Here is a 15,091-nt window from a genome sequence, read left to right on the forward strand (position 1 = left end):
AATGGTACTAAGGTTGGTACTGGTGGGCATTATTTAAAAGATCCGAATATTAAAGTAGATAAGTGGACAGGTGCAGCAGATGCTAATGGTGTAAAAACAGGATACATATCGGTCAGAGATCCTGCAACGGGGAAATGGTATAAAAAACAATCTGAAACAACGTTTTTTCCTGAGCATTGGTCTAAACGTCAAACGGAAATGGAAATTAAAAATGCTTTTGAAAATTCAATGCCTCATACTGATCCACGAAAAAAAGAAATGTGGCAAGGAACATCCTCTGATGGATTGAAAATGGAAGGTTATTATAAAAAACCTGATGGAACAGGAGCAACGGCTTGGCCTATTTATGAAGGAGTTAAAAAGTAATGTTAAAAAAGAAATTGTATTTTATATGGTATGAAGGTAAGTATATTCTTTCTGGAACATCTGAAGATGAAAATATTAGGAATACGCCAAGACAAGGTTATGGAATCTGTGAAATAGCTGCTTGGTTGGCGACAGATCTTCCTACAGGGATCAACTCTGTCAATATTTGGATAAATAATCTTACCGATTTAGAGCATAGCCGAGCACCCGATGGTATGTTTGGTGTTGGTAATGCTCATTGGGTTTTAATTACTGGTGATTATGTTTTTATAGGTACCGAATACGTTGAACAACAACAAGTTCTTATTAATAAGAAGCAGCTTTTATATGTTTTAGAAAAATACAAGGCTTGCCTAGAATGTATTTATAAAGACCCATATAATCCACCTGAACCAATAGATGTTGAGCTTGTAGCTGAAGGGCAAGAAGCGATCGATATCTATAATGGATTGCCAAATTCTCATTTGGTTCCTTACGCTTGTTAAAAAACATCCCACCTAATCCGTGGGAAGTCTTTTTAATGTTCCTAAATCTACATGCATGTTTAATTATTAACTTGCTATGATAATCTTCAACTATACCTGTTGAATTAATTCAGCAACAAGTTGGTAAAGGTACTCAAGTAACAATCAATACTGAACATATTTTAAATGGTGAAATAAAAACTTATGCAAATGGGTTCATGATTGGTACAGGTGGCATTATTTTGTTGACGTCTACGCCCGATCAAGTAGCTTTATTTTACGAAATCCCTGCAAACGCTTCCTGTAATCCATTTTGTTCGCATGCGAACAGTATATAGGGAATATAGTTTAGATCACCTACTGGTATTAGCTGTATCGAGGTTGATCCCTATGTGTATAGGGAACACCCTCGACCGCACTTGATTTTGCGCCATCTGCGCGGTTGATCCCTATGTGTATAGGGAACACTATATTATTTAATCTCATCACTTCCTCTAATGCGGTTTATCCCTATGTGTATAGGGAACACAACGTTGATACCTGTCAAATCGATATTACGGGCGGTTTATCCCTATGTGTATAGGGAACACTAATTATAACCTATTGTTTATTAATTAAAATAGGGAGGTGTAAAATTCCACCGATTTTTTGTTGTTTTTTTAGGCGATTTAGTTTAATACACATTAGGAATGTAATTTTATAATTATCATATAGTTACTTGTAATCATGCAGTTTTTTTAGCGGAAACTCTTTTGCAATTTTTACTGCGCACCGAGCAATTCTTGAGAACAAGATAACATGTTACTTTTTCGCTAGATGATTTTAACGAACGACTTTATATTGATCTTACCTTTAGCTTCTTGTTTTATTCGGCTTTATGCCGAATGTTATAACCATTAATTCGCAGACTGACGTTATAACAATAGTTAGAAGTTTGATAACAGAAGAAATAATTAGGAGTTTGAACAAAGCGTTAATTTTTAGATCTTTGAAAATGATGGCTATCCCTATTCATTTAAGGAACACGATAATTTTAAAGATAGCCCTATTTGAGGGGAACGATTTATCCCTATGTGCATAGGGAACACGCACATCTAAGAATTTCGGCGTTTAATTCTATTCGGTTTATCCCTACGTGTATATAGGGAACACCGCCTGAGCCTCGCTTAGATTTTCTTTTAGCCACGGTTTATCCCTGTGTATACAGGGAACACATTAGGGTATCGGGATGTGGACAGACAGGTAAAAGGTTTATCCCTGTGTATACAGGGAACACCCTAATTATAACCTATTGTTTATTAATTAAAATGGCAAAGTTTAAAATTCTACCAACTTTTTTGTTGTTTTTTTATTCAGCTGGGTTTTAGATATTTTAAACACATTAGTTTATATTAATCAGTTGGTTAATTAAATTTAACAAGGAGTTGGATGCGCCTATTCTTCTTGTAATTTATTCGTGCACCGACCCATTTCTAGTTACAAGGTCATTTCTCGCTTTTGGGAATGGATTTTAATGAATTGCAGTGAAATATTTTCCTTTTTGGACTTTGTCACATTCTACTTGTTAACTAACAGGGTACAGCCATTAACTCACTTTGCAGAATTTTTACCAAAAAGTGGAAAGTTAATAAACATGATATTTATTGAATTTTATAAGAATTTATTGTCCCTGTGTATACAGGGAACAATTTGTTACTCATCACTTCGTAATGAGATTTCACCACCTATATATGCTTGGATTTTGCCATTTTGTTCAAGCAGTAAAGCACCTTGATCATTTATACCTTTTGCTACACCTCGAATCACATCATCACCAATGAGTAATTTAACAGGACGATGGATAAAATTATCGAGATGATTCCAATCATCAATAAAAAATGCTAATCCATTTTTTTCAAATTTTTCTAAATTTTCCCGTAATGTTTTTGCAATTTTGGCAACCAATAAATTACGATTGATGTTCCCTAAATTAGCCCATTTTTGATTGACAATATTTGGATCGGGATTGGTCATGTTTAAATTAACCCCGATACCAATCACAACATGAGCACAATCCCCAGTTTTACCGGCTAATTCGACCAAGATACCTGCTAATTTTTGGTCATTTAGATAGAGATCATTAGGCCATTTTACTTTAATATCTTGACCCGATAATTCACGTAAAGCCTGCGTAACAACAATACCCACAACCAGACTTAGTCCCATTGCTGCTGCAATGCCTTGCTCTAATCGCCAATACATTGAAAAATAGAGATTGGTACCAAAAGGTGAAAACCATTGACGCCCCCGTCTTCCTCGTGCTTTTGACTGAAATTCGGCTATACAGCAATCTCCCGATTTTAACTCGGGTATTTTGTCTAGCATGTATTGGTTAGTTGAGTCGATAATTGGTAAAATTTCAACACGACTATCAGCTTGGTAATACTGATCTATCTTGGATTTATTAAATAAGTCCATCGGTATTTTTAAACTATAGCCTTTACCTTGTATCGAGGATAATTCAATTCCCCATTCACGGAGCACTTTAATATATTTGTTTATTCCGGCACGCGTAATACCAAAATCAGACGCTAGCTCTTCGCCGGAATGAAAATTTCCGTCGGCTAGAATTTCAATTAATTTAAGGGGATTTTGATAACTGCGCATTCGCTCCTCGCTTGTAGACTAATAAAATAATAAAATAAAGTGAAATTATAGCAAAACTGATGAATAAATAAGAGTTATTGGTTATATCCATGACATAAGCAATGATCGCCGGCGCAATAAGACTTCCTAACGTATTGGTTAATAACATTGCTTGATTCATTGATACAATATCTTGTTTTCGTACACAAGAACAAGCCCATGCCATGGATATTGGATAAATCGTGTAGATGGTTGTGCCTAATAAAATAATGGCAAACACATCAAATAAGTTAAATACCAAAAATAAGCAAGCAACTAACATGATTAAAGATTCAATCAGTAACACCACTCGACGGCCATATTTATCTGCACACCAATTAGCAGGAAGTTGCGCAATAACGCCAGACAAAATAAGTAAAATCATCCAATTAGCGACTTGGCTATCGCTATACCCTAAATGTGAATAGTAGACAGGTAATAATGAATATAAAGAACCAATTAACATGCCCGCAATCATACAACCGATAAGCCCTATCCGAGAAGGCTTATGTAAAATCATTGGAACAATATTTAAACCGCTTTTCTTTCTTTTTGGTAATTTATAGTGAGTAAGCAAAATAAATAAAATAGCCAATGCCATTAATAGTGTAATAACCAGTCCAAAATAGAGTACTTCTTGCGGAAAATATCTTAACAACGCTTGCCCTAACACCGTACCAATATAGTAAGTTGTTAAATAAACCGCTAGCATTTTTCCTCGTGTACGTACTGTTCCGGTGACTAAAATGCAACTTTCAATCACAACCCATGTCACCGCACAAGCCATACCAATCATAAAACGCCATATTGCCCAACTATAAAAATCCATTGAAAAACTTAAGCCAATGGTGGCAATAGCGAAAAGTAAACAACTATAGGTATAAGTATAACGAGCATTAAAATGACTAATTAACCAGTTTGCCATGATTGTACCAAGCAAGTTACCAGCAAAATAACTCGATCCCACCAGACCAATTTGCCCTAACGAAAATTGGTCTTTTTCTAACCACAGTGGTACTTGGGTATTTAATGCTGATAAAGCGATTGTAACAAAGAGTAAACTTGTTAATAAAATCGGAAATGAATAAGAGTGTTTCATAGTTCAAAATGATTATAAAAAATTGTCTACATCAATTTCGCCTGTTGCACCGATAAAGCGGATTTCAGGTGATAGACGTATTGAAAATTTATTTAAAACGGCATTTTTGACATGACGTGCTAAATCAACTACATCTTGTGCCGTTGCCTTATTGATATTAGCTAAAACCAATGCTTGTTGTTGATGAACAGCAGCACCACCAATCTGATAACCTTTTAAGCCACACTGATCGATTAACCAACCAGCGGCTAATTTAACTTGATTGTTTGATTGTGGGTATATTGGCATTGCCGGGTAGAATTCAAGTAGTTTGTCGGCAATAACTTTATCCACCACTGGATTTTTAAAAAAACTGCCACCATTACCAAGTAAGTTAGGATCAGGTAATTTACTGCGACGAATTTCACACACTTTATCAAAAATCATTTTAGGCGTGACAGTTTTAGCATCAAAGTTTTTTAATTCACCATAAGTGAGTACTGGCTGCCACTGTTTAGCTAATTTTATACCGACATAAATTACCGCATATCCTTGAGAATAGTGTTGTTTAAAAATGCTTTCACGGTATCCGTATTGCCCGTCAGTCACGGTGATAATATTACCGGTTGCAAGTTCCAGCAATTCAACATAATCAGCAACTTTTTGAAATTCAACACCATAAGCACCGATATTTTGAATTGGTGCAGAGCCGATACATCCCGGTATAAGCGCTAAATTTTCAAGACCGGCAATATTTTGTGTGATCGTTTTTGTTACGACATCATGCCAGTTTTCTCCTGCGCCTATTTTTAACAACCATTCGTTTTCCGTTTCAGTTATGGTAATACCTTTAATGCGGTTAACGATAATTGTGCCTTCAAAATCACAAGTAAAAAGGGTATTACTCCCCTCGCCTATAATCATAATCGGTTGATTAACATTATCATTCCAAACATTTTGTAGTTCCAAAACGCTCGATACCGTGATGACATGTTTAGCAAAAACTTCAAGACCAAAAGTATTCGGGATTTTTTGATTCATTATTCACTACCTTTATTTTTTATAATTAACTTCATCCTAAATGGGCAAACTAACGTGTATTAATTAAATTGGTATTTATTTTGTGTTAATGTCTAAAGTTAGCTTTCAGGATTTTATATAACGTCATTCCTTAAATGGGCTATGCTAATATGATGTGAATTAGTTAACATCTTGTTAAATAATTGAGATATTAAATAGTTCATTTTAACACAACACCTTTGAGATTTGATTCATCATAATTAAATTTATCATTTAATTTCTTCAATAATAATTTTCTGCAAATTGCTTAACAAAACATTATTTAATCGCTCTATTAGCGAATATGTCATAATATTTTTTACAAAATCCGTTAATATTAATCAAATAATCAGCTAAAACGATGCTTAAATCTTTTCTGTTTTTTTTTATCATGTATTATAACTAAACTGAAAACCTTTTATTATAAAGGGCTCAAAAAATAGTTTTAATCGTTAAAAAATTTTTTTGTTACACAATTGACTTTAATAAAGTAAGCAAATGTGTGCTAGATCACAATATTAGCAATCGTTATTTCATAACATGGTTGCCAAGCTTAGTGATATTTGAGATTTAGAGGAAATTATGAAAAGAGTTTTTATTATGATCCTCGATTCCTTTGGAATTGGTGGAGCCGAAGATGCAAAAAAATATGGAGATGAAGGATCGAATACATTAGGTCATATTGCCGAAGCCTGTGCATTAGGTCAAGCCGATAAAGGACGCCAAGGTCCATTAAAATTACCTAATTTAGCTAAGCTAGGCTTAATCGAAGCAGCCTACGAATCGACCGGTTATTATCCCCAAGGAATGCACACAGAAGGTGAAATAATCGGTTCTTATGGCTATGCTAGTGAAATTTCTTCGGGTAAAGATACACCATCAGGACATTGGGAAATAGCTGGCGTTCCTGTACTTTTTGATTGGGGCTACTTTTCCAACACCACCAATAGTTTTCCTCAAGAATTATTAGATAAAATTGTAAAGCGCGCCAACCTATCTGGTTATTTAGGTAACTGCCATTCATCAGGAACTATTATTCTAGATGAGCTAGGTGAAGAACATATGACAAGTGGCAAACCGATATTTTATACTTCAGCCGACTCAGTTTTTCAGATAGCGTGTCATGAAGAAACATTCGGCTTAGATAGATTATATGAAATCTGCGAAATCGCGCGTGATGAACTGAATAAAGGCAATTATAACATTGGGCGTGTGATTGCCAGACCATTTATCGGTAAAAAAGCGGGTGAATTTGTCCGTACTGGTAACCGCCACGATTTAGCCGTTGAACCACCTGCCCCAACCATGATAAAAAAACTGGTTGATGAAAAACAAGGCACTGTCGTATCAATCGGTAAAATAGCCGATATTTATGCACATGTTGGTATTACAAAAAAAGTTAAAGCAACCGGTATTGAAGCCCTTTTCAATGCATCAATTGAAGAGATAAAACAAGCCAAAGATAATACGATTGTATTTACTAACTTTGTTGATTTTGACTCGTCTTATGGTCATCGACGTGATGTTGCCGGTTACGCTGCTGCGCTAGAATATTTTGATTCTCGCTTACCCGAAATGTTAGATCTTATTGAACCGGGTGATCTACTGATTATCAGTGCTGATCATGGATGCGATCCAACTTGGGCTGGCACAGATCATACTCGTGAACATATTCCAGTCATCGTTTACGGTGATAGTGTTCCTGTTGGTTCCTTAGGGCATCGTAAAACCTTTGCTGATATCGGTCAAAGTGTTGCCGATTATTTTGATTTATCACCAATGGAATATGGGCAATCTTTTATCAAAAAATAGGTAACAGAAATTTATTTTTCAAAAACTTTCAGGAGAAATTAATGTCTACCCCACACATTAACGCAATTGAAAATGCTTTTGCAGAAACTGTCTTAATGCCAGGCGATCCATTACGAGCAAAATTTATTGCAGAAACCTTTTTAGAAAATGCACAAGAAGTGACCAATGTAAGAGCGATGTTAGGTTTTACTGGCTATTATAAAGGTCAAAAAGTTTCTGTTATGGGGCATGGAATGGGCATTCCATCTTGTTCTATCTATACAACAGAATTAATAAAATTTTATGGTGTAAAAAATATCATTCGTGTCGGTTCATGTGGTGCGATTAGCCCAAATGTAAACATTGGCGATGTGATTATTGGTATGGGTGCTTGCACGGATTCTAAAGTCAATCGTATTCGTTTTAAGGATCATGATTTTGCAGCTATTGCCGATTTTGATCTTACTTGCCACGCTGTAAGTGCAGCCAAAAAATTAGGTGTTAATGTAAAAGTGGGTAACCTCTTTTCAGCTGATCTTTTTTATAGTGTTGAACCCGAACTGTTTGATGTAATGGAAAAATACAATATTTTAGGGGTTGAAATGGAAGCAGCAGGAATTTATGGGGTTGCCGCGGAATATGGTGCCAAAGCATTAGCCATTTGTACAGTATCTGATCATATACGTAAAGGCGAAGCCATGACAGCTGAACAGCGTCAACTTGGTTTTAAAGAAATGATCACCGTTGCGTTAGAATCGGTTTTATTAAACCAAAACTAAAATGGCAGAATGACTGCCATTTTTTTTAATTACTCAAAATTGTTAATGACTGAACTACATCATCAAAAGTGTTCAGTCAAAAAAAAATTTTTCGGTTTCACGCAATATCGCTGTACAACAGGTTGAAGTTGCAATCAATTTATTGATTATATTTTAGGTAAGAAGTTATGAAAAAGATCGCATTGAATAAGGAATTGAAATGAATACTAAGTTACAACTAAAAGTTATATTTTTTATGCAATTTTTTATTTGGGGATGTTGGTTAATCACCTTCGGTTCTTACATGAATGATGTTTTATCCTTTTCAAGAACAGATATTGGATTAGTGTATGGTTCAATGGGGTTAGCATCGCTATTTATGCCGGGTTTATTAGGTGTAGTTGCAGATAGATGGATCCCTGCTAATCGCTTATACATGCTTTGTCATTTAATTGGTGCAATTACATTATGCATTGCTGCATTAATTACTTCACCCTCTATGATGATGATTGTCATGCTTATTCATTGTTTAGCTTTCATGCCTACCATTGCGATATCAAACTCAATAGCTTATTCATGTATCGAATCTAAAGGGCTTGATGTCATCGCTGAATTTCCCGGCATTCGAATATTTGGTACAATTGGCTTTATTGTTGCCATGTGGTTAGTTAGCTTTTTAAAATTTGATCTTAGTAACATGCAACTATACACAGCGGCAGCCGGTTCAGTCGTATTATGTCTGGTGTCGTTAACACTCCCTTTGATTCCGACATCAAAAAATGCAATCAAAGAAAAATCGCTTATCAGTTCGTTAGGATTAGATGCACTTGTCTTATTTAAGCAACCAAGAATGGCAATATTCTTCCTGTTTGCGGTCTTATTAGGTGGAATTTTACAAATTACCAATACTTTTGGTGACCAATTCCTACGAGACTTTAGAAACATTCCGATCTATGAAACGAGTTTAGTTGTGAAATACCCGTCAGTCTTATTGTCGATTTCACAAATATCGGAAGTCGTATTTATCTTATTTGTACCTTTCTTTATGAAAAGATTAGGCATCAAATATGTAATGTTGATTAGTATTCTAGCTTGGGTTGCGCGTTTTGGTCTTTTTGCCTATGGCGACCCATCACCAATTGGCTTTGTATTACTGTTACTTTCGATGATAGTTTATGGTTGTGCATTTGATTTCTATAATATTTCTGGCTCCATGTATGTTGAAAAATCGGTATCGCCAAATATACGTAACAGTGCTCAAGGTCTATTTATGATAATGACTAATGGTATTGGTGCTTATTTAGGTTCGGTGATTAGCGGAATTGTCGCCGAACACTATACGCAAATCATTGATGAAAAACAGATCACCGATTGGCATACCGTATGGCTCATTTTTGCTGGCTATGCGCTGGTGCTGGCTCTCATATTTATGGTCATATTTAAAAACGACACCAATGAACAAAAAACAGCCGAGGCCGTTAGTTAATTGTTATTAAGAAGTATCATTCAATCACAGAAGGATAATGATCATTGTCCTTCTGATTGAATCAAAAACAAGCATATTGATTAAGCTAGCGTTTAAAATTACCCTTTTTAACCTTGAGATAATGTAATTAATCAGGGTGATACTGTTTAAAATAAAACGATACCTATCTCACAAAATAAAAATTGGTCACACAAAAAGTATGGAAATAAGATACCTGATCAAGGTAAAATAGATAACAACGCAATTAGCAAAGCTAAAATACCATTAATCTATCACTATTTGTGTTAAGCGACCTAATAGTGGGAGCCGAGAAAGCACATTAAAAAGATAACTTATCAAATGAATAAACCATTGCTTCCTAAAGTGATATTACATGAACATGTTGAAGGTAGTATTACCCCTTTTATGGCTAAAAAGTTAGCTGATAAAAATCATATTACCTTCCCATCTTCGTTATGCTATCAATCGGGTGAATATGATGCTAACGAATATAAAAATGGGCGATATCGTTATGATGAAACTGATTTTGTTCAGTTTATTCAAACCTATGATACTGTCTCAAATTTTGTAAAAACCCCCGAAGATTATTACCTTATTACTTATGATTTTCTTTATCGAAATGCCAAACAGGGGCTAATCTATTGCGAACTCTTTCTTTCTCCTTATCACATTTGCGCAACAGAAGAACAGGGTGAAATAATCTGGGATGAAGAGCGATTTCATCATACCTTACAGCAAATGGATGCCGCCATAACTGACGTACAAAAAGAATTTAATCTTACCGTAAGATATCATGTGATTGGTGTTAGGCATTTAGGGGCGAAAACAGTACATGATACCCTATTATTTATTGAAAAAAACCCTCACCCATTTATTACCGGTTTTAATATTGCTGGTAATGAAAAAGCCGGTCACTTCGATGATTTTCAAACCTCACACCAATTAGCCCAAAAACTCAATTTAAAAAAATCTTATCATGCTGGCGAAATAGAATCCGCAGCAAGCATTATTCAAGCTCTTAAACATGGTGCAGATAGGATTGGACATGGCATTCGAGCGATTGAAGATCAGGAATTAATCAACGAATTAGTTCGACGCAACATAACATTAGAAGTTGCGTTAACCAGTAACCGCATTTTAGTCAATGAGTTACATGGGGATATCCATCATCACCCGGTAAGACAGCTTTATGATCAGGGTGTACGAATTACCTTAAATACCGATGACGCAGGCATTTTTGGTACTGACATCGAAAAAGAATATTGTTTAGCCCAATCTATCTTTCACTTTACTCGTTTAGAATTGCTCGATATTACACTGTGTGGAATTGATGCGGCGTTTGTTGAAGATTTACAAAAAGCACGGTTGACGGATTATGTATTATCCTGTTTCACCACCGATGATCAGCTATCATTACAAACAGCAATCAATGAAAATAATTATCACCCAGCCATTATTAAACGATTTATTCATTACCAACATTTATTATTAAAACGGATGAAAAATAGCATTACCGGAAATAAATAGGAGATCCATATGTTAAAAAATAAATTCACTTTCACCTTATTAACCCTATTGATTTCTGGCACGCTCCATGCAGCAACAGTAGATTTAAGAATTATCGAAACAACCGATCTGCATGGCAATATGATGAATTTTGACTATTTTAAAGATCAATCTGTCGATACCTTTGGATTCGCTAAAACCGCCAATTTAATTCATCAAGCTCGCAATGAAGTCAAAAACAGTGTACTGGTTGATAATGGCGATTTAATTCAAGGAAGTCCTATGGCAGATTATACTGTCAATAAAGGGCTTAAAAATGGTGAGACCCACCCTGTCTATAAAGCCATGAACACGTTAAATTATACCGTTGGTAACATAGGTAATCACGAGTTTAACTTTGGTTTAGACTTCCTGCAAAAAAGCCTTGCCGGTGCTAAATTTCCTTATATTAATGCCAATGTCTATGATGCAACGACCGGGCAGCCCTTTTTTAAACAATATATTATTGTCGACACACCGGTTATTGATCGAGAAGGTAATCAACACACTATTAAAATTGGTTATATAGGATTTGTTCCACCTCAAATTATGCAATGGGATAAATTAAATTTGGATGGAAAAGTCGAAGTTAAAGACATCACAGAAACAGCCAAACAGTTAGTTCCGCAAATGAAAAAAGAAGGGGCTAATATCATTATCGCCATTCCGCATTCGGGTGTTTCTGCTGAACCTTATAAAGCATTAGCTGAAAACTCGGTATACTATTTAAGTCAAGTAGAGGGTATTAATGCTATTATGTTTGGTCATTCACATGGCGTGTTTCCAAGCGACGATTTTAAATCATTACCGAATACTAATATTGAAACCGGCAATATAAATCATGTTCCTGCCGTTATGCCCGGACAATGGGGAAGCCATTTGGGCGTTGTTGATTTAGTCCTAAATGGTGACAATTCAAATTGGCAAGTGACTTCAGGTAAATCTCAAGCCCGCCCAATTTATGACGTGAAAACCAAAAAAGCACTGGTTGATGCCGATCAACATATTACTCACGTACTAAAAGAAGATCACCAAGGTACACGTGAATTTGTCGGAAAACCGATTGGGAAAATTGATAGTGATATCACCAGTTATTTGGCTTTAGTTCAAGATACCACGGCATTACAAATTATAAGTGATGCGCAAATTGCATATGTAAAACAGTTTATTCAAGGTGACCCAGATCTTGATGGTTTACCGGTTTTATCGGCTATTGCCCCGTTCAAGGCTGGCGGTAGAAAAAACGATCCAACTGCTTTTGTTGATGTAAAAAAAGGCGATCTTACATTTAGAAATGCAGCGGATATCTACTTATACCCTAACCTGTTATCAGTCGTCCAAGTGACCGGCAAAGAGGTCAAAGAGTGGCTTGAATGTTCGGCAGGGGTATATAATCAAATTGATACGAAAGTCACGACACCGCAGTACTTAATAGATTGGGATCATTTCAGAACGTATAATTTCGATACGATTGATGGCGTAAATTACCAAATTGATATTACTCAGCCTGCTCGCTACGATGGCAATTGCCAACTAATCAATGCGCAGTCTGAACGAATTAAAAATTTAACCTATCAACAAAAACCAATTGATCCTAATCAAACCTTCTTGATAGCAACAAATAATTATCGTGCTTATACCGGTGCGTTTCCGGGAACGGGAAGCAAAAATGTTAAATTTAATTCACCCGATGATTTAAGAGTGATTTTATCGGCTTATATCACTAACACCACCCATAAAAATGGGGAGGTAAAGGTGGCAGTCGATAATAACTGGCAAATTGCCCCGATAACCAGTAATACCAAATTAGATATTCGTTTTGAATCATCACCAACTGAAGCAGCCAAAGCAGTTATCGAAAAACATTCGTTATATCCAACAAGCTATGTGGAAAAAGATAATCTAGGATTTGGGGTTTATCGTCTGGATTTACAATCACCGATGAATGTGCAATCTAAACATCAATAGAACAAGGTATAACTAACAGGATTATCATGATGAAAATTGAAAAACTAATCGAACTGGCTAAAACCGCACGTTCTAACGCTTACGTACCTTATTCTAAATTTCAAGTTGGTGCAGTACTCATTACTGAAGATGACGAGGTCATTTTAGGTTGCAATGTTGAAAATGCATCGTACGGATTGGCTAACTGTGCCGAACGAACCGCTATTTTCAAAGCCGTTTCAGAAGGCAAACGCAAATTTAAAAAATTAGTTGTCATTGGCGATACCCACGAACCTATTTCACCCTGTGGAGCCTGTCGCCAAGTAATAAGTGAATTTTGCGCTAAAGATATGCCCGTAATTTTGACAAATATGCAAGGAAAAATACAAGAAACAACCGTTGGTGAGTTATTACCTTGGTCATTTTCACCCAGTGATTTAGACTAGAAACATTCTTATAATAAAAAATTATCACTAAAAATGAGTAAAAATGACAATGTCATGTCGTATTAAATTATACAATTTATGCGCAAAAATGTTGACTGATTTAAACGTCGTTTAACATCAAATAAACAGACCAAGGTAATATTAACCTAATATATTGACATTAAGAGAGAAGATTAATGAGATTTGTAGATATTATTGAAAAAAAACGTGATGGTCATCCACTAACAACTGAAGAAATCCAATTTTTTATTACCAATTATACCAATGGCACAATCCCTGATTATCAAGTGAGTGCTCTATTAATGGCTATCTACTATCAAGGCATGACGTCAAAAGAGTGTGCTGATTTAACCACAGCGATGATGCATTCGGGTGATACTGTCGATCTCTCTTCAATTCAAGGTATCAAAGTTGATAAACATTCAACAGGTGGCGTTGGCGATACCACTACCCTTGTGCTTGCCCCATTAGTGGCAGCCGTTGGTGTACCGGTTGCTAAAATGTCCGGGCGAGGACTTGGTTACACAGGGGGTACCAATGACAAATTTGAGTCAATCCCTGGATTTAGAATGGAATTAGATAAGCAAGAATTTATTGATCAAGTCAATCAAAAAGGTGTGTCAGTTATTGGACAATCCGGTAATTTAACGCCTGCTGATAAAAAACTTTATTCACTTCGTGATGTTACCGGTACGGTCAATTCAATTCCACTTATTGCTAGTTCGATTATGAGCAAAAAGTTAGCTGCAGGTGCCGATGCAATTGTTTTAGATGTGAAAACCGGTGATGGCGCACTGATGCGAGAGATGGCAGATTCAGAAAAATTAGCTTATGAAATGGTCAAGATCGGCAATCAAATTGGACGAAGAACCATGGCGATAATTTCGGATATGTCACAACCGCTTGGATTTGCAATTGGTAATGCGCTAGAAGTAAAAGAAGCCATTGATACCTTAAAAGGTCAAGGTCCTTCAGATTTAACTGAATTAGTACTGACATTAGGAAGCCAAATGGTAGTGTTAGCGAATAAAGCGAAAACGCTTGATGAAGCACGAGTAAAACTTCAAGAGGCAATAAACAATGGCAAAGCGATTGAAAAATTCAAAACCTTAATTGAAGCGCAAGGTGGTGATAGCTCAGTGGTTGATCACCCTGAAAAATTAGCAAGTGCCCCTTACCAAATCGCCTTACCAGCACTTAAATCGGGTTATGTTTCTCGTATTGTTGCCGATCAAATCGGAATCGCAGCGATGCAATTAGGTGCAGGACGTGCAACGAAGGACGATATCATCGAACCTGCGGTAGGTATTGTGTTACATAAAAAAGTCGGCGATAAAGTGGAACAAGGCGAAGCTTTACTTACCATCCACGCTAGCACTGACAAACTAGATGCGATCAAACAAAAACTGTATGACAATATCACTATTAGTGATAATGCGCACGTGCCAACATTAATTTATAAGGTCATTACGGAGTAGTGATTGTCT

General features: G+C 36.0%; 12 protein-coding genes. 9 read left to right on the top strand and 3 right to left on the bottom strand.

The window, feature by feature from the left end; genetic code table 11:
• Together ACGH4F_RS07480 and ACGH4F_RS07485 are read left to right on the top strand one after the other, a co-directional pair.
• On the top strand, window positions 1-366 hold a 366-nt coding region (locus ACGH4F_RS07480; RefSeq protein ID WP_411590672.1), incomplete at its 5' end, for an EndoU domain-containing protein.
• Window positions 366-851 carry a hypothetical protein gene (locus ACGH4F_RS07485; protein WP_411590674.1) on the top strand — a complete coding sequence of 162 codons (486 nt, stop codon included), beginning with the start codon at window positions 366-368 and terminating at the stop codon, window positions 849-851. The genes ACGH4F_RS07480 and ACGH4F_RS07485, both read left to right, overlap by 1 nt.
• A gap of 1,671 nt (window positions 852-2,522) precedes the next feature.
• On the opposite strand, the gene birA is transcribed toward ACGH4F_RS07485, so the two are convergent.
• The 3 genes from birA to murB are packed head-to-tail and all read right to left on the bottom strand — an operon-like array spanning window position 2,523 to window position 5,616.
• Complete coding sequence (birA, locus tag ACGH4F_RS07490; protein ID WP_411590676.1) at window positions 2,523-3,476, bottom strand: bifunctional biotin--[acetyl-CoA-carboxylase] ligase/biotin operon repressor BirA; 954 nt, start codon at window positions 3,474-3,476, stop codon at window positions 2,523-2,525.
• Window positions 3,451-4,593: an MFS transporter gene (locus tag ACGH4F_RS07495; protein ID WP_411590678.1), complete on the bottom strand. Its 1,143-nt coding sequence runs from the start codon at window positions 4,591-4,593 to the stop codon at window positions 3,451-3,453. Before ACGH4F_RS07495 ends, birA begins: the two co-directional genes overlap by 26 nt.
• A gap of 12 nt (window positions 4,594-4,605) precedes the next feature.
• A complete protein-coding gene (gene murB, locus ACGH4F_RS07500) occupies window positions 4,606-5,616 on the bottom strand; it encodes a UDP-N-acetylmuramate dehydrogenase (RefSeq protein WP_411590723.1) in 1,011 nt (336 codons plus the stop codon).
• A gap of 597 nt (window positions 5,617-6,213) precedes the next feature.
• On the opposite strand from murB, the gene ACGH4F_RS07505 reads away from it, so the two are divergent.
• The 7 genes from ACGH4F_RS07505 (at window position 6,214) to ACGH4F_RS07535 (ending at window position 15,082) form a co-directional block, all read left to right on the top strand.
• Window positions 6,214-7,443, top strand: coding sequence for a phosphopentomutase (locus ACGH4F_RS07505; protein WP_267379419.1), 1,230 nt, complete (start codon window positions 6,214-6,216; stop codon window positions 7,441-7,443).
• Between the two features lie 41 nt (window positions 7,444-7,484).
• Window positions 7,485-8,201 (top strand): purine-nucleoside phosphorylase, encoded by a 717-nt coding sequence (deoD, locus tag ACGH4F_RS07510; protein WP_267379417.1) that lies wholly within the window; start codon window positions 7,485-7,487, stop codon window positions 8,199-8,201.
• Window positions 8,202-8,400: 199 nt separating this feature from the next.
• A complete protein-coding gene (locus ACGH4F_RS07515) occupies window positions 8,401-9,666 on the top strand; it encodes a nucleoside permease (protein ID WP_411590679.1) in 1,266 nt (421 codons plus the stop codon).
• Window positions 9,667-10,005: 339 nt separating this feature from the next.
• Window positions 10,006-11,193: an adenosine deaminase gene (add, locus tag ACGH4F_RS07520; RefSeq protein WP_411590680.1), complete on the top strand. Its 1,188-nt coding sequence runs from the start codon at window positions 10,006-10,008 to the stop codon at window positions 11,191-11,193.
• A 9-nt stretch (window positions 11,194-11,202) separates the two neighbouring features.
• Window positions 11,203-13,179 carry a bifunctional 2',3'-cyclic-nucleotide 2'-phosphodiesterase/3'-nucleotidase gene (locus tag ACGH4F_RS07525; RefSeq protein ID WP_411590681.1) on the top strand — a complete coding sequence of 659 codons (1,977 nt, stop codon included), beginning with the start codon at window positions 11,203-11,205 and terminating at the stop codon, window positions 13,177-13,179.
• Window positions 13,180-13,208: 29 nt separating this feature from the next.
• A complete protein-coding gene (locus tag ACGH4F_RS07530) occupies window positions 13,209-13,604 on the top strand; it encodes a cytidine deaminase (protein ID WP_267351102.1) in 396 nt (131 codons plus the stop codon).
• 176 nt (window positions 13,605-13,780) lie between these two features.
• Entirely contained in the window at window positions 13,781-15,082 is a 1,302-nt protein-coding gene (locus ACGH4F_RS07535) for a pyrimidine-nucleoside phosphorylase (protein ID WP_411590682.1), read from the top strand.
• Window positions 15,083-15,091: the final 9 nt, after the last annotated feature.

This window comes from Gilliamella sp. CG35, assembly GCF_046635745.1.
Taxonomy (GTDB): domain Bacteria; phylum Pseudomonadota; class Gammaproteobacteria; order Enterobacterales; family Orbaceae; genus Gilliamella; species Gilliamella apicola_I.

What these genes read in the sequence shown, in the direction of transcription:
- ACGH4F_RS07485 (WP_411590674.1), top strand. Translation starts at nt 366, where the DNA reads ATGTTAAAAAAGAAATTGTATTTTATATGGTATGAAGGTAAGTATATT.
- birA (WP_411590676.1), bottom strand. Translation starts at nt 3,476, where the DNA reads ATGCGCAGTTATCAAAATCCCCTTAAATTAATTGAAATTCTAGCCGAC.
- ACGH4F_RS07495 (WP_411590678.1), bottom strand. Translation starts at nt 4,593, where the DNA reads ATGAAACACTCTTATTCATTTCCGATTTTATTAACAAGTTTACTCTTT.
- ACGH4F_RS07505 (WP_267379419.1), top strand. Translation starts at nt 6,214, where the DNA reads ATGAAAAGAGTTTTTATTATGATCCTCGATTCCTTTGGAATTGGTGGA.
- deoD (WP_267379417.1), top strand. Translation starts at nt 7,485, where the DNA reads ATGTCTACCCCACACATTAACGCAATTGAAAATGCTTTTGCAGAAACT.
- ACGH4F_RS07515 (WP_411590679.1), top strand. Translation starts at nt 8,401, where the DNA reads ATGAATACTAAGTTACAACTAAAAGTTATATTTTTTATGCAATTTTTT.
- add (WP_411590680.1), top strand. Translation starts at nt 10,006, where the DNA reads ATGAATAAACCATTGCTTCCTAAAGTGATATTACATGAACATGTTGAA.
- ACGH4F_RS07525 (WP_411590681.1), top strand. Translation starts at nt 11,203, where the DNA reads ATGTTAAAAAATAAATTCACTTTCACCTTATTAACCCTATTGATTTCT.
- ACGH4F_RS07530 (WP_267351102.1), top strand. Translation starts at nt 13,209, where the DNA reads ATGAAAATTGAAAAACTAATCGAACTGGCTAAAACCGCACGTTCTAAC.
- ACGH4F_RS07535 (WP_411590682.1), top strand. Translation starts at nt 13,781, where the DNA reads ATGAGATTTGTAGATATTATTGAAAAAAAACGTGATGGTCATCCACTA.